This window comes from Desulfoluna butyratoxydans, from assembly GCF_900699765.1.
Classification (GTDB): domain Bacteria; phylum Desulfobacterota; class Desulfobacteria; order Desulfobacterales; family Desulfolunaceae; genus Desulfoluna; species Desulfoluna butyratoxydans.
In genome coordinates, this window is record NZ_CAADHO010000002.1 from 911,802 (window position 1) to 936,145 (window position 24,344).

General features: G+C 55.8%; 20 protein-coding genes. 10 read left to right on the forward strand and 10 right to left on the reverse strand.

The window, feature by feature from the left end; genetic code table 11:
- Positions 1-29: 29 nt before the first annotated feature.
- Positions 30-1,247, forward strand: a complete 1,218-nt coding sequence (gene serB, locus MSL71_RS08870; RefSeq protein ID WP_180138907.1) for a phosphoserine phosphatase SerB — start codon at positions 30-32, stop codon at positions 1,245-1,247.
- A gap of 194 nt (positions 1,248-1,441) precedes the next feature.
- The gene (locus MSL71_RS08875; protein WP_180138909.1) at positions 1,442-2,653 is read left to right on the forward strand and encodes an aldo/keto reductase; all 1,212 of its coding nucleotides are present in this window, start codon (positions 1,442-1,444) and stop codon (positions 2,651-2,653) included.
- Positions 2,654-4,075: 1,422 nt separating this feature from the next.
- On the opposite strand, the gene MSL71_RS08880 is transcribed toward MSL71_RS08875, so the two are convergent.
- The 9 genes from MSL71_RS08880 to MSL71_RS08920 all read right to left on the reverse strand — a co-directional run bounded on the left by MSL71_RS08880 (position 4,076) and on the right by MSL71_RS08920 (position 12,766).
- Positions 4,076-5,026, reverse strand: a complete 951-nt coding sequence (locus tag MSL71_RS08880) for an iron transporter (protein ID WP_180138911.1) — start codon at positions 5,024-5,026, stop codon at positions 4,076-4,078.
- A 32-nt stretch (positions 5,027-5,058) separates the two neighbouring features.
- A complete protein-coding gene (locus tag MSL71_RS08885) occupies positions 5,059-5,289 on the reverse strand; it encodes an RNA-binding S4 domain-containing protein (protein WP_180138913.1) in 231 nt (76 codons plus the stop codon).
- 137 nt (positions 5,290-5,426) lie between these two features.
- Positions 5,427-6,560, reverse strand: coding sequence for a DSD1 family PLP-dependent enzyme (locus tag MSL71_RS08890; RefSeq protein ID WP_218950975.1), 1,134 nt, complete (start codon positions 6,558-6,560; stop codon positions 5,427-5,429).
- A gap of 246 nt (positions 6,561-6,806) precedes the next feature.
- Complete coding sequence (locus MSL71_RS08895) at positions 6,807-7,934, reverse strand: threonine synthase (RefSeq protein ID WP_180138917.1); 1,128 nt, start codon at positions 7,932-7,934, stop codon at positions 6,807-6,809.
- 424 nt (positions 7,935-8,358) lie between these two features.
- Complete coding sequence (locus tag MSL71_RS08900; RefSeq protein WP_180138919.1) at positions 8,359-8,736, reverse strand: RidA family protein; 378 nt, start codon at positions 8,734-8,736, stop codon at positions 8,359-8,361.
- 4 nt (positions 8,737-8,740) lie between these two features.
- Entirely contained in the window at positions 8,741-9,385 is a 645-nt protein-coding gene (locus tag MSL71_RS08905) for a helix-turn-helix transcriptional regulator (protein ID WP_180138921.1), read from the reverse strand.
- Between the two features lie 502 nt (positions 9,386-9,887).
- Entirely contained in the window at positions 9,888-10,790 is a 903-nt protein-coding gene (locus MSL71_RS08910; protein WP_180138923.1) for a 3-hydroxyacyl-CoA dehydrogenase, read from the reverse strand.
- Between the two features lie 364 nt (positions 10,791-11,154).
- The gene (locus tag MSL71_RS08915) at positions 11,155-11,808 is read right to left on the reverse strand and encodes a (Fe-S)-binding protein (RefSeq protein ID WP_180138925.1); all 654 of its coding nucleotides are present in this window, start codon (positions 11,806-11,808) and stop codon (positions 11,155-11,157) included.
- A gap of 106 nt (positions 11,809-11,914) precedes the next feature.
- Positions 11,915-12,766: a sulfurtransferase gene (locus tag MSL71_RS08920; RefSeq protein ID WP_180138927.1), complete on the reverse strand. Its 852-nt coding sequence runs from the start codon at positions 12,764-12,766 to the stop codon at positions 11,915-11,917.
- On the opposite strand from MSL71_RS08920, the gene MSL71_RS08925 reads away from it, so the two are divergent.
- The 3 genes from MSL71_RS08925 to hisD all read left to right on the forward strand — a co-directional run bounded on the left by MSL71_RS08925 (position 12,741) and on the right by hisD (position 17,743).
- Entirely contained in the window at positions 12,741-14,057 is a 1,317-nt protein-coding gene (locus MSL71_RS08925; protein ID WP_180138929.1) for an MptA/MptB family glycosyltransferase, read from the forward strand. The two genes, MSL71_RS08920 and MSL71_RS08925, sit on opposite strands and share 26 nt — an antisense overlap.
- A 514-nt stretch (positions 14,058-14,571) precedes the next feature.
- A complete protein-coding gene (locus MSL71_RS08930) occupies positions 14,572-16,068 on the forward strand; it encodes a glycosyltransferase (RefSeq protein WP_180138931.1) in 1,497 nt (498 codons plus the stop codon).
- 376 nt (positions 16,069-16,444) lie between these two features.
- Positions 16,445-17,743, forward strand: coding sequence for a histidinol dehydrogenase (gene hisD / locus MSL71_RS08935; RefSeq protein ID WP_152005108.1), 1,299 nt, complete (start codon positions 16,445-16,447; stop codon positions 17,741-17,743).
- A 653-nt stretch (positions 17,744-18,396) separates the two neighbouring features.
- On the opposite strand, the gene MSL71_RS08940 is transcribed toward hisD, so the two are convergent.
- On the reverse strand, positions 18,397-18,687 hold the full coding sequence (locus tag MSL71_RS08940; RefSeq protein WP_180138933.1) for a hypothetical protein: 291 nt from the start codon (positions 18,685-18,687) through the stop codon (positions 18,397-18,399).
- A gap of 1,473 nt (positions 18,688-20,160) precedes the next feature.
- On the opposite strand from MSL71_RS08940, the gene MSL71_RS08945 reads away from it, so the two are divergent.
- From MSL71_RS08945 to MSL71_RS08965, 5 genes are all read left to right on the forward strand, one after another.
- Positions 20,161-20,628, forward strand: coding sequence for a GNAT family N-acetyltransferase (locus MSL71_RS08945; RefSeq protein WP_180138936.1), 468 nt, complete (start codon positions 20,161-20,163; stop codon positions 20,626-20,628).
- A gap of 120 nt (positions 20,629-20,748) precedes the next feature.
- Positions 20,749-21,018, forward strand: a complete 270-nt coding sequence (locus tag MSL71_RS08950) for a hypothetical protein (RefSeq protein ID WP_218950976.1) — start codon at positions 20,749-20,751, stop codon at positions 21,016-21,018.
- Positions 20,981-21,871 carry a hypothetical protein gene (locus tag MSL71_RS08955; RefSeq protein WP_218950977.1) on the forward strand — a complete coding sequence of 297 codons (891 nt, stop codon included), beginning with the start codon at positions 20,981-20,983 and terminating at the stop codon, positions 21,869-21,871. The genes MSL71_RS08950 and MSL71_RS08955 overlap by 38 nt, the downstream gene beginning before the upstream one ends.
- Before the next feature lie 558 nt (positions 21,872-22,429).
- Positions 22,430-23,788: a group II intron reverse transcriptase/maturase gene (gene ltrA / locus MSL71_RS08960; protein ID WP_218950978.1), complete on the forward strand. Its 1,359-nt coding sequence runs from the start codon at positions 22,430-22,432 to the stop codon at positions 23,786-23,788.
- A 124-nt stretch (positions 23,789-23,912) separates the two neighbouring features.
- Positions 23,913-24,230: a hypothetical protein gene (locus MSL71_RS08965; RefSeq protein ID WP_180138938.1), complete on the forward strand. Its 318-nt coding sequence runs from the start codon at positions 23,913-23,915 to the stop codon at positions 24,228-24,230.
- The last annotated feature ends 114 nt before the right edge of the window (positions 24,231-24,344 follow it).

Sequence of the window (24,344 nt, forward strand, 5' to 3'; positions counted from 1 at the left end):
GTGACGTATCATCCCCATCGGAGCCCAGCATGCACGAATTGATCATGATCCATATCTACGGCCAGGACAAGCCCGGCCTTGCCGCACAAATGACAGGTATTCTGGCTGAATACGATGTGGAGATCCTGGACATGGGCCAGACCGTGATCCACGATAATCTCTCATTGGGTATTCTCATTCGGATTCCTGTCAAGCATGAGGCGGCACCCATCGTCAAAGAGGTTCTTTTTGCGGCCCATGATCTGGATATCAACGTAAAATTCCGGCCCATCTCCGATGCCCGCTACCGGGACTGGGTGGCGGCCTCCGGGAAGAAGCGGTACATCGTTACCCTGTTGGGCCGCAAGGTCACGGCCGTGCACATGGCCGAGGTGACCCGGGTCCTGGCCGAGAGCGGACTCAACATCAACGGCGTGACCCGCTTGTCCGGCCGCATGCCCCTGACCGACGTGGAGAAGACCGAAAAGCCGGTCTGCATCGAACTCTCCCTGCGCGGCACCCCCGACGAGCTGGAGGGCATCCGCAAAAAATTCCTGGAGATCACCGCCCGCCTGGGCATCGATATCGCCCTGCAGGAGGAGACCCCCTACAGGCGAAATCGCCGCATGGTGGCCTTTGACATGGATTCTACTCTTATTCAGGCCGAGGTCATCGACGAATTGGCCGCCGAAGCCGGGGTAGGGGAGAAAGTGGCCGCCATCACCGAATCGGCCATGCGTGGCGAGATCGATTTCAAGGAGAGCTTGCGGCGCAGGCTCGGGCTCCTGGAAGGACTCTCAGAAGAGAGCATGCAGAAAGTGGCCGAGCGAATCCCCATGACCGACGGGGCCGAGCGCCTCATCGCCAACCTCCGCCAGTTTGGCTACAAAACCGCCATCCTCTCAGGGGGCTTTACCTATTTCGGGCGGATCCTCCAGAAAAAGCTGGGCGTGGACTACGTCTACGCCAACGAGCTGGAGATCAAGGACGGCAAACTCACCGGCAAGGTGGTGGGGGACATCGTGGACGCCGCCAAAAAGGCCGAACTCCTCCAGATGCTCGCCAAGAAAGAGGAGATCAATCTCCAGCAGGTCATTGCCGTGGGTGACGGGGCCAACGATCTGCCCATGCTGAACCTGGCAGGCCTCGGCATCGCCTTTCATGCCAAACCCGTGGTGAAACAGGGCGCCCGCCAGTCCATCTCCACCCTCGGCCTCGACAGTATTTTGTATCTGGTGGGCGTTAGAGATCGGGATACCCTTATCTGATCCGCCCCGACGAAACACGTGAACAAGAGGCCCCGTCGCTTTGATGTGCTACAAAAGCGGCGGGGTTTTTTATTATATAACGGGTATGTGAGGGCCTTTATGCTGCATCGGTTGACCACCGGTGGCCATTCACGGGATACTCGTTGATTGCAAGCCTTTCCCCCCTATCACACCGACGAGAAAGGAGAGACACCATGCAGTACAGGCATGTTCCGCAAACGGGCGACAGGCTGTCCGCCCTGGGGTTCGGGGCCATGCGCCTGCCCATGACCGAAGAGGGCCAGGTGGATGAGGACCGGGCCATCCGGCAGATCCGGTCTGCCGTGGACAGCGGCGTCAACTATCTGGATACGGCCTGGCCTTACCACGGCGGCCAGAGCGAGACCATCCTGGGCCGTGCCCTGAAAGACGGCTACCGGGACAAGGTGAAGGTCGCCACCAAGCTGCCCTCCTGGCTGGTCAATGCCCGCGGGGAGATGGACACGTACCTGAACACCCAGCTGGATAAGCTCGGGGTGGATTGCATCGATTATTATCTGCTCCATGCCCTGGACGGCAAAAGCTGGGATAAGCTGGAGAGCCTGGGTGTTATCGATTTCATGGATACGGCCCTTGCCGATGGCAGAATCAAGAACGCAGGGTTCTCCTTCCACGGCAGCGTGGAGGATTTCAAGCGCATTGTGGACGCCTACCCCTGGACCTTTTGCCAGATCCAGTACAATTTTCTGGACCAGGAGAACCAGGCAGGCACCGAAGGCCTGGAATACGCGGCCGCAAAGAACCTGGGCGTGATCATCATGGAACCCTTGCGGGGCGGGAACCTGGGGGCGCCCGAGGCTCCTCCGGCCATCCAAAAAATCTGGGACGAAGCGCCGGTCTCCCGCACGCCTGTGGCCTGGGCCCTGCAGTGGGTCTGGAACCGCCCCGAGGTGACGGTGGTCCTTTCGGGCATGAACGACGAAACCCACATCAAGGAGAACCTTGCCATCGCAGAGATCGCCCTGCCCGGTTCCCTGACCCCCGAAGAGTGCACGCTGGTGGACCGGGTGGCCGACACCTACCATGAGCTCATGCGCGTGGGCTGTACCGGCTGCGGGTACTGCATGCCCTGTCCGGCCGGGGTCATGATCCCGGCGGCGTTTGAAGTGTTCAACAAGGTGCACCTGTTCGGAAAGAAAGAGGAAGGAAAGTTTCTCTACGCCCTTCGCCTCGGCGGCGTCCTGAGGCCCGGCGGCACGGGCTACGCGTCCCAGTGCGTCCAGTGCGGGGAGTGCCTGGATAAATGCCCCCAGCACATCGACATCCCCGAAGTCCTCTCTGAGCTGGTGGATGAACTGGAAGACGAGCACCTGCCAGAGCGCCTGGCCGCGGCCAGGAAGATGATGGGGTTGAAATCGGCTGATTAAAGCGGCCTGTGGCGATAAGCCGGAGATGCGTAGGATGGGCAAAGGCAAGGCCGTAGCGGTTGGCATGGCGACGGTTTTTGCGCCGTGCCCATCGCGTGTGAAATAAAGATGGGCACGCTCCGCTTTGCCCATCCTACGGATGTCACAGTGCGACCGTGGTGGATATGCCGAAGGTGCGTAGGATGGGCAAAGGCAAGGTCGTAGCCGTTGGCATGGCGACGGTTTTTGCGCCGTGCCCATCGCGTATGAAATAAAGATGGGCACGCTCCGCTTTGCCCATCCTACGGATGTCACAGGGCGACCGTGGTGGATATGCCGAAGGTGCGTAGGATGGGCAAAGGCAAGGTCGTAGCCGTTGGCATGGCGACGGTTTTTGCGCCGTGCCCATCGCGTGTAGTGACGGTGCCCATGTGGGGATGTTATGGCTTTGGGGTGGTGCGGGTTCATGGTGCAAAGATGGGCACGCTTCGCTTTGCTCATCCTACGGATGCCACAGGGCGACCGTGGTGGATATGCCGAAGATGCGTAGGATGGGCAAAGGCAAGGCCGTAGCGGTTGGCATGGCGACGCTCTTGGCGCCGTGCCCATCGCGTGTGGTGACGGTGCCCATGTGGGGATGTTATGGCTTTGGGGTGGTGCGGGTTCACCGAGCAACGATGGCCACGCTCCGCTTTGCCCATCCTACGGATGTCACAGGGCGACCGGAGTGGATATGCCGAAGGTTCGTAGGATGGGCAAAGGCAAGGCCGTAGCCGTTGGCATGGCGACGCTCTTGGCGCCGTGCCCATCGCGTGTTGTGACGGTGCCCATGTGGGGATGTTATGGCTTTTGGATGGTGCGGGTTCACCGAGCAAAGATGGGCACGCTCCGCTTTGCCCATCCTACGGATGTCACAGGGCGACCGTGGTGGATATGCCGAAGGTGCGTAGGATGGGCAAAGGCAAGGTCGTAGCCGTTGGCATGGCGACGCTCTTGGTGCCGTGCCCATCGCGTGTAGTGACGGTGCCCATGTGGGGATGTTATGGCTTTGGAGTGGTGCGGGTTCACCGAGCAAAGATGGGCACGCTCCGCTTTGCCCATCCTACGGATGCCATAGACCGGCCGGTGGCGATGTTCCGAGACCACGTAGGATGGGCAAAGGCCAAGCCGAATCCGTTGGGATGGCGACGGTCTTGGCGCCGTGCCCATCGCGTGTGGTGACGGTTCCCATGTGGGGATGTTATGGCTTTGGGGTGGTGCGGGTTCATGATGCAACGATGGGCACGCTTCGCTTTGCCCATCCTACGGATGTCATAGACCGGCCGGTGGCGATGTTTCGAGACTACGTAGGATGGGCAAAGGCCAAGCCGAACCCGTTGGGATGGGGACTGTCTTGGCGCCGTGCCCATCATGTCCGGGGAAACCATGGACGCCGGCGTTTGCCTAAGCTGCCTTGGTTTCCCTGGCGTGGGATGACCGGATGCGGTGCCACAGGTTCAGGAGCTGTACGGCGGTGATGGCGGCGATGAGCCTGGGGACCCAGAGCCAGAACACGCCGATGCCCAGGGGGAGAAAGAGGGCGGGGTCTTCGATCATGGCGTGGTTGATGCCGATGGAGAGGTGGAGCTGGGTAAGCTCATGGTCGGTGAAGGTGTTCTCCTTGGTCTCTTCCACGATGACGGCGGCCCCGTAGGAGAGGCCGAAAAGGGTGGCGGTGAGCCAGAGGATGCCCATTTTCCTGTCCACGCCCATGACGGACATAAAGGGCCCCAGGGGGCGCAGGATCACGGGGATGGCCCCTCCGGCCTTCATCACCTGAAGGGCCACCATGATGGTCATGATAATGGCCAGGATCTTGGCTGCGAGCCCCGCGGTTGCCAGGGCCCACGCCTTGGCAAGGGGAGCAAAGGCCCCTTTGGAGGCTGCGGCAAGGCCTGCGCCTGCGGGGGCAACATCGGGCGGGTTCAGCACCAGGGCGCAGATGGCCACGGTGATGACCGAGGTGGTGAGGCGCAGGAGGGTGGCTTTCACCGGGTTGAGCCCGGCCTGCCCCTGGATGGCGCTCTCCTGGATGAGGTTGTGGCTGACGAGGAGGAATATCGCCACCAGGGTCATGTGTTCCGGGGCCATGGGCAGTACGAGCATGGCGGCAACAGCCCCGTAGATGCCGGTGAGCAGGCCGATGATCAGGGGCAGGGCCGCCACCGGGGGCAGTGAGAGAACCCCCATCACCGGGGAGAGGATAAAATCGAGTTTTGTGATGATGCCGGTGTAGTCCAGCACCAGGGTAAAAAAGGAGATGGGGATAAGGATCTTCATCATCCAGAGAAATCCGAACCATCCCTTTGCCACGCCCTCCCGGGCGGCTTGTGCGACTGTTGCCCTGCTCATCATGCTATCCAACCTTGACTGCGATGTTCCGCCGTTTACTCTTCCGGGGTTTCCCCAACAACTACCTTCACAGACATTTCCTGAAAGGTGACCACGTCGTTGTTGTAGACTTTCTTTGCCTTGCGGGTTTCCACCTCACCGTTGAGCTCCACCAGCCCTTCGGAGATGACGAACTTGGCTTCGCCTCCGGCTCCGACCCAGTTGGCGATCTTGAGGACTTTGTAGAGTTCGATGGGTTCCTGCCTGATGGTGATGGTTTCGGTCATGGCTTTTTGTCCTTTATGTGTGGGGTGCCGATTTCGTAACGGCACCTGGGTGTGTATACGGATTCTCCATAGAGCAGACGAAATACACGAAATGTTACCAAAAGAACAGGGAAAAACAGGGCGAATCCATTCATTTCCTACCACCCGTTGACGCGGTGCCAGGTGTCCACGACCTCTCCTGTCTTATCCACCACATGGTAGCGGTCGTACATGGCGGCAGTGGCGCAGGCGTGGTTGGGCAGGATGCGGACCATGGACCCGATGCCGCAGGAAGCCCAGGGAAGCTCTTTGCCGTTTCTGTCGGAAAGGATCCCGTGCTCCTGGTTGGCCCCGGAGACAATGAGATCCTCCATGGGTGCTCCGTCCACACCGCAGACCCTTCCGTATCCCTGGTCCAGGGCTTGGGCTGACGTGCCCCTGTCCCGGGACATGGCCATCCAGCCCGCGTCGGTGATGACCCAGCCCTTTCGCTTCTGGTGGCCGATGACCGAGGCCAGGACCGAGACGGCAATATCCTCTTCCTTGCACACCCCAAGGCCAGCCATCACAAGATCATAGAACATGTAGACCCCGGCCCTCACCTCGGTGACGCCTGTGAGGTCCTCGGCAAAGTTGGAGGTGGGGGTGGAGCCCACGCTTACCACGGGGCAGGGAAGGCCGGATGCCCGCAAGGCTTCGGCGCAGGCCACGGCCATGGACCGTTCCTGCTCTGCCATGGCGCGGATTGCCTCGGTGGAGCGGCATTGGTAAGACTCCCCTGCGTGGGTGAGCACGCCTTTGAGGGAGACTCCGTGCTCGTTATGGAGCAGGGTGCCGATGGCAATAAGATCTTCTCCTTCCAGTGTGATGCCGGACCGGTGCCCGTCGCAGTCCAGCTCGATGAGGGCCGGAACCGTGACCCCGTGCTCAGCAGCCGCCTCGGCAACGAACCGCACCTGCTCAGCAGAGTCCAGGAGCACGGTGATCTTTGCACCTTTGTCCATCAGTCGAAAGATCCGGGGCAGCTTCACCGGGGCAATGCCCACGGCGTAGACGATGTCCGTGATGCCCTTTTCGAAGTAGTATTCCGCCTCTTTCAGGGTGGAGACCGTGATACCGCCCTCCTGCCCTTCCAACGCCATGGTCATGACATCGATGTTCTTGGCGGTCTTGCCGTGGGGCCTTAGGTTCACCCCCAGGGCCTTCATGCGCGCGCTCAGATTTCGGATGTTCTTCTGCAGCTTGGCCTTGTCCAGAACCAGGCAAGGGGTTTCCAGTGTCGTCAGATGCATTGGTTTTGTCTCCATGTGACCTGTGTTTGTAACTATTGTTTCGTGCTCCGCCTGGGAATGCTCCTCGGAGGCTCTGCCTCCATGTTGGTGTCGCCTGAGCCTGCGGTGTGTTATCCCGCGTTCGCTTTTACCTTCAGGCAAGGCAGAGCCTTGCGCCCGACACTCCCAGGCAGAGCCTGGGAGCGAAGCAAACAAGCTTTACGGGCGTAGCCCCAGGCCGCCGGTGGTTTTTTCCCTTCATTTGCCTTACTCCGAAGCCATCTGCGCCTCGTAAAACGGCGTGGTCTTGATGCCCGTGCCCGTCAAGATCACCACGGTTTGTTCGTCTGCCTTGATGGTTCCCGCTTCTACAAGCCGGGTAAAGGCCGCTGCAGCATGGGCGCTGGTGGGCTCGGTGTAGAGGCCGGTGCGGGCAAGGGCGAGGCTTGTTTCGATGATCTCCTCTTCGGGGATGGCCACGGTGCCGCCGTTGCTTTCACGCAGGGCGGCCAGGATCTGTTTCATGCGGATGGGGCGCTTGATGGCCGTGCCTTCGGCCACGGTGGGGGCAAAGTCGGTCTCCACGCACTCCTCGGCACCGGCCTGGAAGCTGGCGTGTACCGGGGCGCAGTGGGCGGGCTGGGAGAGAAACAGGCGCGGCATCTTCTTGATCTCCCCTGCGGCCATGAGCTCTTTAAAGGCGATATAGCACCCCAGGACGTTGCTTCCGGCCCCGCCGGGGATGACGATGTTGTCCGGCAGTGAAAAGTTAAAATCTTCCCAGATCTCGTAGCCCAGGGTCTTGGTGCCCTGAAGGAAGAAGGGGTGCCAGTTGTGGCTGGCGTAGAAGATCTCGGCGGATTTTTCGATGGCCGCGGCCTCCGTGGCCTCCCGGGGGCCGGAGACCAGTACCACCTCGGCGCCGTAGGCCCGCACCTGGGCGATCTTGGACGGGGAGGTGGACTCCGGCACGCAGATGCAGGTGGACAGTCCGCCCGCGGCCCCGTACCCGGCAACGGAGCAGCCCCCGTTGCCGGAGCTGTCTTCCAGCACTGAGGAAATGCCCTGGGCCTTGAGCATGGAGAGCATCACCGAGGTGCCGCGATCCTTGAAGGAGCCCGTGGGCGCAAACCACTCCAGCTTGAATGAGCAGGACGCCCCGCCGAATGTTTTGGTGACCAGGGGGGTGCACCCCTCGCCCATGGTGATGGGCTCTTTGACCTCAAAAGGAAAGGCCGCCCGGTATCGCCAGATGGAGCGAACCGAGGTGTCGATCTGTCCGCGCGTGATGCCGGGAAGTTCGGTGAGCATGAGGGGGCCGCCCGAAGGGGCTCTCCAGATGGGGTCGTCGATGGGAAAGGTCTCGTTGGTCTTGGGATCTATGTATCGTGCCATGCTGTGTCCTCGGTGAGGGTTATTTTATGCCTCCGGCGGGTCGCTTTTTTGAAAAAAAGCTCCGCAAAAAATTTTCCTGGTTTGAATCTCGCAGGGGCCTCGAACGTCAGAGCAAAAGCCTGTTTGTTTAACGTTTTAACCGTTTTGCTCGTTTTGTGGAGGCAGAGCCTCCATGCACCATTCCCAGGCGGAGCCTGGGAACGAAAGATATCCGGTCTCAGGGTATTGCATCTGCCCCTCGGTGTTGAGCAACGCTGCCTTGGGCGGCAAGGGTGGTTTGGAGCGCCGCACTCCTGTGCGGCACGGGTAATGACGGACTAAAAAGCCGCACCGGAGTGCGGCGCTCCGTTTCGGGCGGTTTGTTCCGGTTTTTTAAAGGTTGCGGGTCAAACGACAACCATGAAAAACCAGAACGACCTGTTTGCTAAACAGCGGCCACCGCCTCCAGCTCCACATGGAATCCGAAGTGCAGCTCACCGTGGGTGGGCACCACGGAGCGCGCGGGCTTGTGGTCGCCGAAGAATTCCGCGTAGACGCGGTTCACCTGGTCCCACAGGGCGATGTCCGAGATGTAGATGGTGGTTTTGAGAACCTTGTCCTTGCTGCTGCCCGCTTCTTTGAGGACCAGCTCCAGGTTGGTGAGGACCTGGAGGGTTTCCTCTTCAATGGTTGCTTTCCTCTTCTCTCCGGTCTCGGCATCAAAGGCCAGCTGGCCGGAGGTGTAGATCATGTCGTTGTGGACGATGGCCTGGCTGTAGTGACCGGCCGGTTTCAGGGCGTTGTCTGTGGTGATGGTGTCCATGGTGTTACCTTGCCTTGTTTTTTTTGATTTCATCTAAGTAGCTGTAGACCGTGACCTTGGAGATGCCCAGTCGGGCCGCCACTTTGTCCATGGCCCCTTTGATAAGGAAGATACCCTTGCTCTCCATGAAGGCGATGAGCCGGATCTTTTCTCTCTTTTTCATGGAGGCGGTGTCTGCCTGGGCGATGATTTTTTCGATGAGGTCGTCCACGATCTCCACCACATTCTCCACCGGTGCCGAAGCCGGGGCAGCAGGTTCGGCTTCCACGGGCAGGAAGTCGTCGAGAAAGGCTTTGATGGGCCCCATGGCCGAGAGATCGTAGTTGATGCACAGGGCGCCGATGACTTCGCCTGTGGCGTCCCGGATCAGGGCGGTGGAGGATTTGATCTCCCGGCCGTCTTCGGTGACGGTTTTGTAGTTGGCGGTCATGTCCCCTTTGAACTTCTTGGAGAGGAGAACCTGCTTGATAAGGTGGTCAAAGGACTGACCCACCTGCCGTTCGGTGACGTGGTTGTTGACGGCGTAGATGACGGAGTTCTGGGGCATGGAGAGGTCGTGGATGACCACCTCGCAGTGCTTCCCGAAAGTGCTGGCGATCATGTCGGCGACGGGGATGTACGATGTCAGTCGGGTGTCCGGGCTCTGCATGGGAATCCTGGGGTTTTGATTAAGATTGAAATATAAAAAATTCTATAAATTGGTTTTTTGTCATGATTTATGGGTTTATTGTATAAAAAATTATACAAAAGGCAATAAAAAAATATATGGGAGAGGTGGGGAAGGGGTGCCTCACGCCTGTGCGGCTTTTTGGGGAGGCGTGGCGTATGCCGCACGGAGTGCGGCGCTCCAAAAGATGGGCAATGGCTTGGAACGGAAGATGCCACGCCTTATGTGTTTAGGTATCGCGTGGGGTTGCATGGGTGATGGAGCGCCGCACTCCTGTGCGGCTTTTTTGGTGGCGTGGCGCATGCCGCACGGAGTGCGGCGCTCCAAAAGATGGGCAATGGCCTGGAACGGAAGAAGCTACGCCTTATGTGTTTGGGCATCGCGTGGAGCGGCATGGGCGATGGAGCGCCGCACTCCCGTGCGGCTTTTTTGGGGGGCGTGGCACATGCCGCACCGGAGTGGGGCGCTCCAAAGCGAGGGACTTTTATTTAATCCCCTTCATAAACTCCGGACTGATAAAGGCGGGGTCCGGGTAGCTGTAGAACCCTTTCTGGGTTTTGACGCCCAGGTCCCCTGCATCCACGTAGGCTTTGACGAACTCGCCGTTTTTCTGGCTCTGGGGGTCTTTGGTGACCTGGGCCCAGTAGTCCGTCACCTTCCAGATGGTCTCAAGGCCGATGGAGTCCATGATGCCGAAGGGGCCCACCGCGGTTTTCATGATGCCCATCCAGGCGCGGTCGATGTCTTCCACGGAGGCCACCTTGCGGCTGGCAAGGGTAAGGGCGGAGCCGAAGAGCTGGGAGAGCATGGTGTTGAACACGTAGCCGTGCTGCTCTTTTTTGAGTTCGATGGGGTATTGCTCAATCTGGAAGACGAATTCGCGGATAGCCGAAAGGGTTTCCTCGGAGGTACCGGGGTGGGGCATGATGTCCACGATGTTGGTGATGCGCACGTCGTGGAAGTGAAGGGCTACGAAGCGGTCGGGCCGACCGGTGTGCTCGGCGATCATGGAGGGCACCAGGGTGGAGGTGTTGGTGGTGAAGAGGGTGTGGTCCGGGCAGATGGCATGCAGGGAGGCAAAGACCGAGGCTTTGAGTCTGGGGTCTTCGGGCACGGACTCGCTCACTAAATCTGCGTCTTTTCCTGCCTCGGCAAGGTCGGTTGTGGTGCGGATAAGGGCCATGGCAGCTTTGGCCGCTTCCGGGCTCACCCGGCCCCCGGCTTCCATGGCCTTGCCGATTTTTTCCATGGTGGTGAGGGCCTTGGCCAGCGCCTCTTCGCTGGTGTCGTAGAGGGTCACGTCCAGGCCGCATGCCGCGCACTGGTACCCGATCTGCTGGCCCATGGTTCCTGCCCCGACAATCAACACGCGTTCTACCTTCTTCATCCGTCTCTCCTTAAAGTGGGGTGTATTGAGATGGTCCTGCCGTCGGCATCGCAGTGCGGTGGCGCGGCCTAGGAAAAAATCAGGCAACAAGCATGCCATATGGCGAAAGGCCCGCTTGGCGGGCCTTTTGTTCCATGCGGTTGTCGTATCCGCGATATGTCGCGGTTTGTCTCCTTTCTATTGAGTGGTTCTGCGATATATCAATGGTTACGTGGCGCCGGGCGATAGCACCTGGTGGAGCGCCGCATTCCCGTGGGGCTTTTTTCGTGTCCCGTGGCTATGCCGCACCGGAGTGCGGCGCTCCATTCTTCTGATCATTATCCATTTGAATGGTTGTTTTCTCATGAAATATACGGGCTAAAGGTCAGTGCGCCTGGACATAAGCTTCCAGCTCGGCATGCCACTGATCGGGATCGCATGTGCCGGGGGTTGTGGGCTGGCCGAAAAGCAAATTCACCAAATGGTGCGGGGTTTTCCCCCCGTTGTGTATGGATTTGATGCACGATACACAGTAGACCACCACGTCTTCTTCGGGCATCTGATCCGCTCTCTGCGTCATTTTTTCTATGATTTTCTCTGTTGGCAGCACGCCCCAGGCACTGTCTCCGCAGCAGATGCTTTTGTTTTTGATTCTTTCGGCTTCCCTGACCTGGATATTCATTTTTTCAAGCAGGGAGCGCACGGCCCCATGGACCCTGTTCTCCGTTCGCACAGGGCATGGGTCAAGCACGGACATGGGTGCGCCTTTGTGGTCCGGGAAGGTCCAGAAATCTTCTTTATCGAGAATTTCCCAAAGGGATATCGTGGTGCAGTCCGGGTAGTTTTCCCTGTAGCGTTTGTCGCATCCCGCGCAGACATTTATCACGGTGGTGCCGGGGGACAGTTCCGGAGAATTCCTGCAACAGGTATCAAGCCGCTGGGTGGGCCCCATGTGTTGATTCAGAAGGGTCAAGATGCGGTCTGCCGCCCCGGGGTTTTCAATGGCCAGAGCGCATCCTGGCGCAAATACGGTATTCATGGCTTCTTCCTTTTTTCGGTCACGTGGTTGTGTGGTCTGGCCATGATCTACCATGCGTCAAAAGGAATTGCTGGCGATTATCGGAGGCGGCATTGAACTATCCGGGTTAATGCTCTGTCGCGTGCCATTCTTCATACCCCCCTTCAAGGTTGAAGGCGGTGGGGAGCCCGGCCATGGTGTGGGTCATCCAGGCCCAGCCTGAGCGGACTCCGCCGGTGCAGTAGTAGACAACGGGCTTGTCCAGGGGGATTTTTTTCCTGGCAAGAAGGGCGTTCATGGCCCCGGGGGAGATGGGGGTGCGGGAGTTTTTATCCACCATCTTTTTCCAGGAGATGTGGACGGCCCCGGGGATGTGGCCGGTGAGCCACTCCGCGAAGGAGCGGGTGTCCACCAGGGTGTAGGTGTCCGGGTTGTTCCGAAGGTCCTCGGCCGTGATAAAGAGGGTGGGGTCGGGAGTCGGTGTGTACAGGGCCCTCAAAGGGGCATCCTGAAGCCCTTCGGGTTGTTCCTTCAAGGGAAGGTTTTTATCGATCCAGCCGGGCATGCCTCCGTCCAGCAGGTAAACCGGACCCTGATGGCCGATCCACTTCAGGAACCAGGCGATCCAGCCTTCGCCGCCCCAGGATTTGTCTGCGTCGCCGGTGATGACGATGGGCGATGTCGCCTGGATACCCAATGCTCCTAAGGCTTCGGCCATCTCTTTGGGGGGAAAGGTTCTGTAAGGTATCTTTTGGTCATCGGTTTTTGTATACTCTTCCCAGTTAAAGGAGAAGGAACCCGGGATGTGCCCTTTGGCCCACGCCTTTTTCGGCCGGGCATCCAGGATAACGGGTTTTTCTTCCATGGTATCCAACGAGCCCGGGGTGATCCGTTCCACCGCCCCTGCGGGCACTCCAACGACACACACCGAGACCACCAACATGAGAATGGGTATGAGAGTCGCAAGTCTCTTTTGCATCTGTCTTGCCTCCTGGATGGGTTTGCTCTTTTGCAGCCGCCCCTTTGCCATGGGTATATTCATGGCGGCTGCCTGCGTTCAGGGGGGATTGGTTTATGCAACTGCCCGTCTCGCCGAGTCCGGCACGTGGCCCCTGAAGGCCTCGACCCTTCTGGTCGTTGCCCTGTTGCTTCGGGTGCCCTTTGTGATGTCTTCCCCTGTGTTGTCGGACGATATCTACAGGTACCTGTTTGACGGGATGGTCCAGGTAGAAGGGGAGAGCCCCTATGCACGGTCTCCCGAGCATTACGCATCACTGCTTTTGCCCGGCCGTGACGAATCCGCTGCAAAGACCATTCTGGCTGAGCTGGCCACAAAGGTCAACCACCCCACGCTGGTGACCCTCTACCCCCCGGCGGCCCAGTTTTTCTTTCGTTTTGCCGCCCCCCTGGGCATGGCCGGGATGAAGGCCCTGCTGGTGGCCGCAGACCTCGCAGTTATTATTCTGTTTCTCACGGCCTCCGGCCGGGGAGGACCGCCGCTTCACAGGCTGATTCTCTACGCCTGGAACCCCCTGGTGGTCTGGGAGATCGCCTGGTCCGGCCACATCGACGCCCTGGCACTGCCCTTTCTTCTGGCCGCCACCCTGCTGATCTCCACGGCCAGGGGCCAGAAAAGGGCGATCTGGGCTGGCGGCCTCTTTGCCGTGGCCGTGTGGGTGAAGCTGATCCCGGTGATGTTTGCTCCTTTTCTGCTCCTTGCCGCAGGCAGGCGGGCAGGGTGGGCGACCCTTGGCGGGGCCGTGGTGTCTGTCTTTCTGGTGGTGCCCTATCTGCCCCAGGCCGTCCACGCCCTGGAGACCCTTCGGGTGTACGGCACCACTTGGGAGTTTTCCGGGTTTCTCTTTCGAACCGTGCGGGACATGACCGGCATGAACGGCCTGGCCCGCATGACCATGGCAGCCCTTTTGGCCTGCGCTTTTTCCGGGCTGCTTTACCGCCAGGTGCGGTCCCCCTCAACCCCCGGCTTTTTCATGGGGTGGGCAGCCTTTGCCTGGCTCCTTGTCACCCCCACCCTGCACCCCTGGTACGGCCTCTACCTGGCCATGTGCCTGCCCTTCATGGGGGCAGGTAGCCTTGGCGTGGCCCCGGCCTACCTCATGACCCTGACCCCCCTTCTGGGTTACAATGTGCTTACGGACTACCTGTCCGCCGGGGTCTGGTCCGAAGGGGCCTGGGTCCCTTTTTGGATTTTCAGTGTGCCGGTGTGCGCCCTGGTGGTGGCATGGTGGAAGGGCAAGGCCAACGCATGATTATTTTTATAGGTGTTGTAAAAAACGCCTCCGGCGGCAAGGTGGGGGCACCTTGAAACCCTATGGCGAATGCATGGAGGCAATCATTCTCCAAGCGCTATCGAGGCATTCGCGTGACGTGTGACATTCGGCAAGCGCGTCTGCAGGAGAGCCCCGACATCCTGAGGTTACATACGGCCACCGGCGGTGATGGGCCGAAAATGCGTAGGATGGGCAAAGGCAAAGCCGAACCCGTTGGCATGGCGACGGCCCTGGTGCCGTGCCCATCGCGTAGGGTGCACTCTGTGCACCATGCCCGGGTCCCCCAGGGTTTTTATGTTACCGAGCCGTTCGACACATGACGTGTTTTGATATTGATGCACGGAGTACAAACTGAATAATTGTTCCGGCGAAGCCTTGAAATCATGACTCAAGACCTGTTTATCAAACTTTTCGAACGTTTGTCCCCCGGCAGGGCCGCCGGAGGCATAGCTTTTTTGATGTTCTTCTCCTAACTCGATCACAGAGGGCTTTTATGAGCGATATGCTGTTTCACGCGATGTATCTCCTTCACCTGATATCCGTGGTCCTGGTGGCCCTGTACGGTGTGCACCGGCTGGTTCTTTTGCGGGAGTGGCTTGGTGTGCGGCGCCGGAGAGGGGGCGTGGCGGTCGTGCCGGACGAGGTGCCCGTGGTAACGGTGCAGCTTCCCCTTTACAACGAAGAGGCCGTGGCCGAGAGGTTGATTGCGGCGGCAGGGGCTCTCTCCTGGCCTTTGGATTGCCTGGAGATCCAGGTGCTGGACGACTCCACGGACGGAACGCGTGAGGTGGTGGACCAGGGCGTAGCCCGGCTGACGGCGCGCGGGGTGACGGCCTCGGTGCTGAGGCGGCCCAGCCGCAAGGGGTACAAGGCAGGGGCCCTGGCCGCAGGCCTTGAAGAGGCCCGGGGCGACTACATTGCCGTGTTTGACGCCGACTTTATCCCGCCTTCGGACTTTCTGCTGAAGACCATGCCCCGGTTTACGTCCCCGGGCATCGGCATGGTCCAGGCGCGATGGGGGTTTTTAAACGATGAATCTTCTCTGGTCACCGGGGTCCAGGCCCTGACCCTGTCCGCGCACTTTGATATCGAGCACGCTACCCGGCATGCGGGGGGGCGCTTTTTCAACTTCAACGGCACGGCCGGGGTGTGGCGCAAAGAGGCCATCATCGGGGCAGGGGGATGGCGAGCGGACACCCTCACCGAAGACCTTGATTTAAGCTACCGGGCCCAGATGGCCGGGTGGCGGCTTTCCTATTACGGAGAGTGCGTGGTGCCTTCCGAGCTGCCGCCCACCCTCACGGACTTTATCTCCCAGCAGCAGCGATGGACCAAGGGGGCCAGCCAGACCGCGGTAAAGGTGTTGCCCCGTCTTCTCAGCACGGCCTTGCCCCGGCGGGTGAAGGTGGAGGCGATCTTTCATCTGTTGGGTGGCCTGGGCTGGGTGGCAGGGGCTGTTGCCACGGTGACCCTCTGGCCCGCCTTGATGGTCCACGGCACGCGGGCCGCGTCCCTGGCCTGGATCCCCGGGGTGGCCGCCCTCACCGGAAGCTGCGGGGCCATCCTTTTTTACTACACGGTGTATGCCTTTACAGAGCCCCGTACCCGGCACCTTGTGCGCTACGTGCCCATGATTCCCCTGGTTTGCATCGGGGTGGCCCCGTTCCTGGCCCGGGCAGCGGTGCAGGGCTTCTTCCAGAGCCACGGGGAGTTTAAGCGAACTCCCAAGTACGGAACCTCCAAAGACACCGCAACCCGGGAGACCCTTGGGGCAGGCCGCACCACCTTCGGCAGGGCCATGGTGGCCTTTGTCCTTTTGGTGGCAACGGCGTTTCCCATGCTCTTTGCCCTGGACACCCTGGCCCTGTACGCCATTCCCCTGGCCCTGGCCGTGCCTGCGGGCTATCTTCTCACCGGGGCCATCCTGGCCCGGGAGAGCCGGTTCGCGGGGGAATGCGCGCCTTCGTCCCTGGATCCGTTCGTCAGGTAGAAAACCTTCTCTGCGGATATTCGGTTTATGCAAGGGGAAAGCCGGTTTACACAGAGGGTGCCTCCGGGTATAATGCAGGCCTTTTGTGATTATTCAGCGATGCCTTTGGCGGGCCGCTTTTGTAAAAAAGCGCCTAAAAAACGTTCCGGTTACCCGGCTTTCCTCTGCGCCCACAGGTCGCGATGCAGGGACGGGACGCACGGGAATGCGGCCGCTGCGTTGGCAGTGGTCATTAACTACCTGTTTGCCGGATGATTTAAACAGGGCTGCCGAAGGCGACGTCAGGCTGAACAGTTACCCCTATGTTACGACGGATTGACCGAGTTATATAGCAAGAGACAATCTGCCCACAAGGCGGGCATGGAGACAGGACATCATGGACATTTTCAACTATCCTTCGGTAGAGGCTGAAGCCAAGGTTCGTGCCATCACGGATCGTGGCCTGGGATACACGGCAGAGGACGAAAAGGGCGTTATCGATATTCTCGAGGCGGTTCGCACAGGCGGCGACGAAGCTCTTTTGCATTATATCCGCCGTTTTGACGCCCCGGAGATGACTCTTTCTCAGCTCGTGGTTACCGAAGCCGAGATTGACGAGGCCGTTGCGTCGGTGGACGACGATTTTATGAAGGCCCTGGATCTGGCCGCCACCCAGGTGGAGTCCTTTCACCGCAAGCAGCTTGAGAATTCCTGGATCGACATGCCCCGCAAAGGGGTCACCCTGGGTCAGGTGGTCAACCCCGTGGACGCCGCCGGTGTCTACGTGCCCGGCGCCACCGGCGGCATGACGCCCCTGGTCTCCTCCGTGCTCATGGGTGCCATCCCCGCCAAGATCGCAGGGGTCAAGCACATCGCCATGGTCACGCCCCCCATGGCCGACGGCACCGTCAACAAGCACCTCCTGGCCGCTGCACGGCGCACGGGCGTGGACGTGGTCTACAAGGCGGGCAGCGCCTGGGCCGTGGCCGCCCTGGCTTACGGCACCGAGTCCGTGGGCAAGGTGGACGTCATCGTGGGCCCCGGCAACATCTACGTGACCCTGGCCAAGAAGCTGGTCTCCGGCACCGTGGGCATCGACATGATCGCAGGCCCCAGCGAGATCCTCGCCATCGCCGACGAGAGCGCCAACCCGGTATGGGCCGCAGCCGACCTTCTCTCCCAGGCCGAGCACGATCCATTGGCCTCTTCCATCTTCGTCACCACCGACGCAGAGCTGGCCAAGAAGGTCCGCGCCGAAGTGGACCGCCAGCTGGAAGAGCTGCCCCGTAAAGAGATCGCAGGGGCTTCCATCCGCGACTACGGCGCCATCATGGTCACCGATTCCATCGAGTCCGCCTGCGAGCTGGCCAACCGTCTGGCCCCCGAGCACCTGGAACTCCTCGTTACAGCCCCCTTTGAAGTGGTGGGCATGATCCGCAACGCAGGGGCCATCTTCATGGGCCACTACACCCCAGAGCCCATGGGCGACTACGTGGCAGGCCCCAACCACGTCCTGCCCACAGCCGGTACCGCCCGGTTCTCCTCAGCCCTGTCCGTGGAGAACTTCACCAAAAAGAGCAGCCTGATCTGCTACTCCGAAGACGCCTTCCGCAAAGAAGCCGAAGAGGTCATGCTCCTCGCCGAAACCGAAGGCCTCAGCGGCCACGCCCGCTCCGTAAAGGTCAGGGTTTCCTGATTTTGAGCCTATTAAAAACCGGCACCCCGATCCGGGTGCCGGTTTTTAGGCTAATAGTGAACAGTGAATAGTGAATAGTGAATAGTGCCCGAGTGATCGCCACCTCGTAGGGTGCGCCGTGCGCACCGCCCCCGCCTCAAGATCCCACTTATTTCGCAAAAAAAACACCGCCCCCTCTTTAACCGTACCCCCTCTATTTCATACCCCACAATCTCACGGCACCGTCCAAACCAATTTTTCGATGTCTTTCCCTAAAAAAAGGAACGGAGCCGAACCTCCCACCTCCCGGCACGACCCCGCCCTTTTCCCCCTTCGGTCTCTCAAGCCGCAAGCCTCCTCACCCACGGCTCTCCCAATCTATTCGCCTCTCACCACTTGCTACTCACCTTCATCCACTTTCTATTCCCAAAACCGCAGGCCCTCCCCACCCACAGCTCTTCCCAACCCATTCACCACTCACCACTTGCTACTCACCTTCCTCCACTTTCTATTCCCCAAACCGCAGGCCCTCCCCACCCACAGCTCTTCCCACCCCATTCACCACTCACTACTTTCTACTCACCTCCCTCCACTTTCTATTCCCCAAACCGCAGGTCCTCCCGACCCACAGCTCTTCCCAACCTATTCACCACTCACCACTCACTACTCCCTATTCACTTTTTTCCCTTCCCCATCCGTTCCTGCTCCTCCCTGTAAAACGCAACAATCCGATCCACGGCCTTGTATTGCCGCTCCAAAAGGTCCTCGGTAATGGTTCTGAGGCCCCATTTCTTGAAATCGATCTGAAGGCCGTTTCCTCCCGGGGCCTCGGCAGCTTCCAGTTCGGAAAAGAATGCCCCCACGGATGTGAGGAGGCGATGAACGTCCTTGATGGCATCGCAAAGCTCAGCAATCTCCGACCCGGAAAACATGACGGGGCCGGGCTGGCTGTCCGGTGAAGTCATGGTGGCTCCTTTTTGAGTGAATAGTGAGCGGTGAATAGAGAACAGGAGGCAGGGCACGGAAAAATAGTCGAAAATCAACCATTTTACCTTGAGCATAATGACATCCAGCCTTATTCGCTTTAGCCTTTAGCCTTTAGCCTTTAGCCCGTAGTGCACCATCCCGGTTTTCAGGTACAGAAAAGTAAAATGAGACCTACCGAATCGCTCAACAACGCACCAATGCCTTATCTATTCACTACTGACTATTCACCATTCACAATTTTTTTTATGGAGGCCCCCCCGGCAAAAGGAAAAAGAGAAAACCCAACCCAAACCAGAAGGCCGGGCCTGCCGCAGCACAACACAAGCTTCCGAAGGGGCGCAACTCTGCCTGTCAGTCAGAAACCCGCGTGATCAAGGGCCATTTTGTACGGCGATAGTGTTGGTGAAAGGCGCGCTGGATTGCGCGTGACGAGGAAAATACGACTTGAAATGGGGGTGAGTGTGGTGTAAAAAATCGTGTAGCCATAACGACCTCCTGTCAAGGTTGTTTTGGTCAGGCCTGGCAGGATGTTAGCGCATCCTGTCGGGTCGCAACATGCATTCCATGATCTTCGTAATAACTAGTTATTACCTCTCACCCTAATTCCATCCTTTTGACGTGTCAATAGTTTTTTATCACTAAATCATACTGTTATTCATTTCGAGCTTTACTGAAATAATATCCGTCTAACCGTTCTGAAGCGTTCACGGACAGGGCTGCGTAGTTTCATGCAGCGCTTTGGGGCCGTACCAAAAATAATAAAATACAAAAACCGATGCCTCCGGTGGCAAGGTGAGCCACCTTGAAAGCTGGTTTTCGAATCGCTATTCAGGAAAAGAGAACGCCGTATTGCATAATCGTTTCGTTATTTCGAGATATATTGAAATGAATCATGTGATTGGTTTACGGGATGTTGGATAAAGTTCTTTCTACGGTAAAATGAGTTTTTCAGATTGAAAATTCGATATTTCAGGCGTATGACTTGAAATGACTCGGTGGGCTTTGGTTGGAAAGGTGATGCATTACATTGCCTACGAAGCTGTTTTTGATTGGGGTATCAAGAGGCAAACATGGAAAATTATACGTATCCAGGAGCAAAGGTGGAAAATTTTCCGGGTATCACCGTATTAAAGCCACAAAAGTGGAAATTGTTATCGGGGTGTATCAATACCCCTTTGAGGGTACGGGTTGTATGCTCGTTGGATAGAATGATCCTTTAAAACAAGGGTTTTGATGCGTCGGGATGTATGGCATTTGCTTGGCGTGCGAGATAGTTTGATGCCCAAGATAACAGAAAATTTTGTTCGACAGTATTGTACTCCAAAACATGGAAAATAATCCCCTCGATTTTCCACTTTTGGCCCTTGAATAACCGATACCCTGGAAAATTATCCATTTTATATGGGTGATACATAGAAAATTTGGCGGGGTATTCAGAATGTTAAGGCATCATGGCAGAAGACATAAAAATAGAATTCATCGAAGATAATCGACATTTATTTTCTATTATAGAAGAGTCGTATAAAAAAGAATGGAAAGAATATTACAGACCTGGAGGCCAAGGGGATGCTCTTTCAGATATATACTCATTTTGCAATAAAGATAAACTTCCTATTTGTTTGGTAGCTTTGAAACATGGTAAATTCCTCGGTTCGGTTGCTTTAAGACAAAAGTCAGGCTCACATTATCAATTAAGCCCTTGGGTCACTTCACTTTATGTAATAGCGGAGGAAAGGCAGAAAGGTATAGGTACAAAATTGATTGATGCAATTGAAAATTTATCTGTCGATTTGGGATTCTCAAAAATTTATTCTCGTTCTGCAACTGCTACTGCTTTTTTTATACAAAATGATTGGGTTCCTATAGATCAGATTGAAAAACAAAATTTAACAATATTCAAAAAAGACATAAAGCCTTAACAAGCCGCTTGCACACGGATCGCAAAATTCTGCGCTCGTTCCTCGCTCCGCATTTTGCGCCCGGTGAAGCGCACGTTAGGCGCACAGCGTAAACTTTCAACTTTTATATAAGCAGAAAAGATGAAACTTTTTGAACCAAAATACAAAGATGAAAAGCTAAATCGTTATTTCAAGCAAATTATCACAGAAGATGTTTACAAACCTGCACTGGAGTCGATAGAAGAGTGGGCTGGCGGATTTAGTGAAAGGAAAAAGGAATCTGATAAATTCATCAAAGAGTTTCAAATAAGTTTCAGTTCTTCCTTATGGGAGCTGTATCTAAATAAGGCCTTTAAGCTTCTTGGTTTTTCCATTGACTACTCAAAAGAAAGTCCAGATTTTTTTTCTTAAACATAAATCTGGAAGAGAGTTAAATGTTGAAGCGGTTACATCTAATAAGCCCTCAGAAAATGAAATCAATGCTACTGAAATGAGCGAAGAGGACTTTTTAAATTATTCAAGCCTCAAACTTCTAAGAAAAATTAGTGATAAACGTGATTTGTTTTTAGGAGATGGTGGTAAAAAGCATCCATACTCTTCTTTAGAACATGTTAAAGGTAAGCCATTTGTAGTAGCTATAGCACCTTTTGATAACGACTTATCATTCTCTCAAAATAATACTGCCATTAATAAAGTTTTATATGGAGTAGAACCACCAAAGCAAAATTATGATGGAACTTTTAATGTTAAAAAAAGTTCTCATATAGAGACATACAGCGGAGATAAAGTAAAAGTTGGTATTTTTACAGATGATAGTTTCAAAGAGATCAGTGCTGTCATTTTTTCAACTACAGGTATGTTTGGTAAGGCAATACTTCAAGGTGGTATTGATTGTATGGTAAAGTCTACGAGGTATAGACAAAGCAATATCGTTGATTTTCTCTCCAATGAAGGAGCCAAAAAGCTCGGAATAGCACAATCTAAGCTTTCTGATACACATGAAGTAATTTCAATGCGGCAGCCACTTGATGATATAGTGTTTGGCTCGGATATGCACTTCTGTAAATCTAGTGAATATACTGAAACTCACCTTGATGGTTTGCATATTTACTATAATCCATATGCTGAAATACCGCTTCATAAAAACATATTTCAAGCCCATGAAATTACACATAACTTTTATGATACATCATCAAAAGAAATGATTTGTCATCACAACGATGGTTCATTGGTATCTCGGCAGGTCTTTACAAATAAGAACTAATTTCAAAATGCGCCTAACAATGCAAATGCACTTGGACGTCAAAAGCTGCGCCGCTTCGCTTTGCAACTTTTGCCGCCGGTGATTTGCGGCGTTAGAGCGCCAAGCAAAGCTTGGCGCATCTTGCAGGGTGTAAGTCCCTGCCGGGAAAGGTCTAACCCGCCACCCGTATCGAGTGTTGCGCCTGTTGCGGAGCTTGGAAAGTCAAGCGAACAAGACAGGTGAAGCGTACACAGAGAATTGTGCAGGCCGTAGGGAGTTCGCAGCTCCTGAGAGTTGGTACAGCTTCGAAATGAAAGTCGAGATCGACGAGGGCTTTAACGCGCACCGAAGTCAATACAGAAGCATCCGTATCGTGGTGAGGATGTGGAGGGTCTCCGGAGTCATCAGACTGTGGCATGTACAAAGAGATGCGTTCAAGAACTTGGGAGACCCACTTCAGTTCCTGCAAAGCAGGTAGGCGTAGAGTACTTTGAAGAGGAAAATCGCTGATGACGGGGTGGGAGTCGGATCATTTCATAGTACTCAGAGATTGGGAGAGCCAATTACAAGGGGAAGGGAATGACGGAAGTACGTAGCCCGCAAAGGCAACTGATGCCCGACAAAGCAGATCGGGGTAACCATGAGCCAACCTTCCTGCGGGGAATAGCAAACAAGGCAAAACGAAGACCGGACTATCGATTCAAGGATCTGTCCCGCTGTCTTGACAAGCCTCTTCTGGTCTATTGCTTTCGAAAGTTGAATCGAAAGTCAGCACCGGGGGTGGATAAAGTCACCGTGGAAGAATACAGGAAGAATTTAGATGCAAATCTGAATGATTTGATAGGCAGATTAAAACGGGAGAGTTACAAGGCTAAGTTGGTCCGGAGGAAACACATCCCGAAGGCTCCAGGAAAGACTCGTCCGCTGGGAATACCGGCGATTGAAGACAAACTGGTGCAGACAGCGGTATCGGCTTTGTTAAGTGCGATCTATGAACAAGCGTTTTATCCTTTCAGTTATGGATACCGTCCCAACCGTGGCGGTAGAGATGCTGTGGATGATTTGACCGTGAGGATGCAGTTCGGACGATTCGGATATGTTGTAGAGGCCGATATCAAGGGTTTCTTTAATCATCTTGATCATGACGTACTGCTGAAAATGGTGGCGCATAGGGTCGATGACAAACGTTTCATAAGGCTGATAAACAAATGGCTGAAGGCTGGCATACTGGAAGAAGATCAGAGCATACAGTATCCAGAGGAGGGGACGCCTCAAGGCGGCAGTATTTCGCCCGTTTTGGCAAATATTTATCTTCACTATGTCGTTGACGATTGGTTTCAGAGAGTGGTGAAACCTAGGTGCCAGGGAGATGCAGTGCTGTGTCGATACGCAGATGATTTTGTCTGTGGTTTTCAATATCAGCGCGATGCAGTGCGGTTTTACAACGTGTTACCGAAAAGACTCGGTAAGTTTAACCTGCAAGTGGCAGAAGACAAGACGAATATCTTGCGCTTTAGTCGATTTGCTCCTGGGCTGAAGAATCGTTTTACGTTTTTGGGGTTTGAGTTTTACTGGAGCACGGACAAGAAGGGGAAACCCCGGCTGTTCAAGCGCACTTCAAGAAAGAAACTCAAAATTGTGAAAGCTGCCCTGAAAGAGTATGTCAAGAAACACCGACACATGAAAATACCTTTGTTGATAAACAAGCTCAACCGGAAGCTACAAGGCCACTACAACTATTTTGGTGTGGTGGGTAACCTGTCAGCGCTGCACGTACCGTACAGTTGCGTTGTGAAAGCACTGTACAAATGGCTGAACAGGCGAAGTCAAAGGAGGAGTTTTACTTGGGATAGGTTGAAGAGTCTTTTAAGCGTGATCCAGCTGAAGTACCCGGTGGTGAAATATCAACCGGCAAAACAACAGCGGGTTTGGTGGTAAGGCTCTTATTTTTGCTGACTGCGAAAGCGAGTACAACCGAGGAGCCGGATGAGGGAAAACTTCACGTCCGGATCTGTGTGGGGGGTATTGGGCAACCGGTATTCCTACCACGACTGAGGTAAAAATGGAATATAAAGTCAGAATTGTACTAACAATAATGAGCCTTGATAAAAAAAGGTGGGCTGGCGGATATATTGATACTACACTCCCTTTTGTTCCATTTATAGGTCTTTCATTATGGGGTGAAGTTGGTGCTCGTTGGCAAACAAAACCAATTGAGAGTATTTCATACAATATTGAAGATCAAAGATTTCACTGTTCTACCCAAGAGCATGAATTTGAAAGCGATGATGGTGATTTTGTTGATATAGACTTTTTAATTAGAAGTGCTAAAAAGCATGGTTGGAAAGGTTTTGAAGAAATATATGAGAATCCCTCATAACATTAAGGATTGCTCGTGACCGAAGGTCACATCAATCCTTTGTTCAAGAAGCCCGGTTTTCGGTACTCGATGGTCTTATAGGGTATTGCTTTTCAGCAAACAGGCGGGAGCCCA

Coding starts and splice junctions, on each gene's coding strand:
- MSL71_RS08930 (WP_180138931.1), top strand. CDS start 14,572: ATGAGCGATATGCTGTTTCACGCGATGTATCTCCTTCACCTGATATCC.
- MSL71_RS08910 (WP_180138923.1), bottom strand. CDS start 10,790: ATGAAGAAGGTAGAACGCGTGTTGATTGTCGGGGCAGGAACCATGGGC.
- serB (WP_180138907.1), top strand. CDS start 30: ATGCACGAATTGATCATGATCCATATCTACGGCCAGGACAAGCCCGGC.
- MSL71_RS08895 (WP_180138917.1), bottom strand. CDS start 7,934: ATGGCACGATACATAGATCCCAAGACCAACGAGACCTTTCCCATCGAC.
- MSL71_RS08890 (WP_218950975.1), bottom strand. CDS start 6,560: ATGCATCTGACGACACTGGAAACCCCTTGCCTGGTTCTGGACAAGGCC.
- MSL71_RS08940 (WP_180138933.1), bottom strand. CDS start 18,687: ATGACTTCACCGGACAGCCAGCCCGGCCCCGTCATGTTTTCCGGGTCG.
- hisD (WP_152005108.1), top strand. CDS start 16,445: ATGGACATTTTCAACTATCCTTCGGTAGAGGCTGAAGCCAAGGTTCGT.
- MSL71_RS08915 (WP_180138925.1), bottom strand. CDS start 11,808: ATGAATACCGTATTTGCGCCAGGATGCGCTCTGGCCATTGAAAACCCC.
- MSL71_RS08875 (WP_180138909.1), top strand. CDS start 1,442: ATGCAGTACAGGCATGTTCCGCAAACGGGCGACAGGCTGTCCGCCCTG.
- MSL71_RS08950 (WP_218950976.1), top strand. CDS start 20,749: ATGAAACTTTTTGAACCAAAATACAAAGATGAAAAGCTAAATCGTTAT.
- MSL71_RS08945 (WP_180138936.1), top strand. CDS start 20,161: ATGGCAGAAGACATAAAAATAGAATTCATCGAAGATAATCGACATTTA.
- MSL71_RS08965 (WP_180138938.1), top strand. CDS start 23,913: ATGGAATATAAAGTCAGAATTGTACTAACAATAATGAGCCTTGATAAA.
- MSL71_RS08885 (WP_180138913.1), bottom strand. CDS start 5,289: ATGACCGAAACCATCACCATCAGGCAGGAACCCATCGAACTCTACAAA.
- MSL71_RS08925 (WP_180138929.1), top strand. CDS start 12,741: ATGAGAGTCGCAAGTCTCTTTTGCATCTGTCTTGCCTCCTGGATGGGT.
- MSL71_RS08900 (WP_180138919.1), bottom strand. CDS start 8,736: ATGGACACCATCACCACAGACAACGCCCTGAAACCGGCCGGTCACTAC.
- ltrA (WP_218950978.1), top strand. CDS start 22,430: ATGACGGAAGTACGTAGCCCGCAAAGGCAACTGATGCCCGACAAAGCA.
- MSL71_RS08905 (WP_180138921.1), bottom strand. CDS start 9,385: ATGCAGAGCCCGGACACCCGACTGACATCGTACATCCCCGTCGCCGAC.
- MSL71_RS08920 (WP_180138927.1), bottom strand. CDS start 12,766: ATGCAAAAGAGACTTGCGACTCTCATACCCATTCTCATGTTGGTGGTC.
- MSL71_RS08880 (WP_180138911.1), bottom strand. CDS start 5,026: ATGATGAGCAGGGCAACAGTCGCACAAGCCGCCCGGGAGGGCGTGGCA.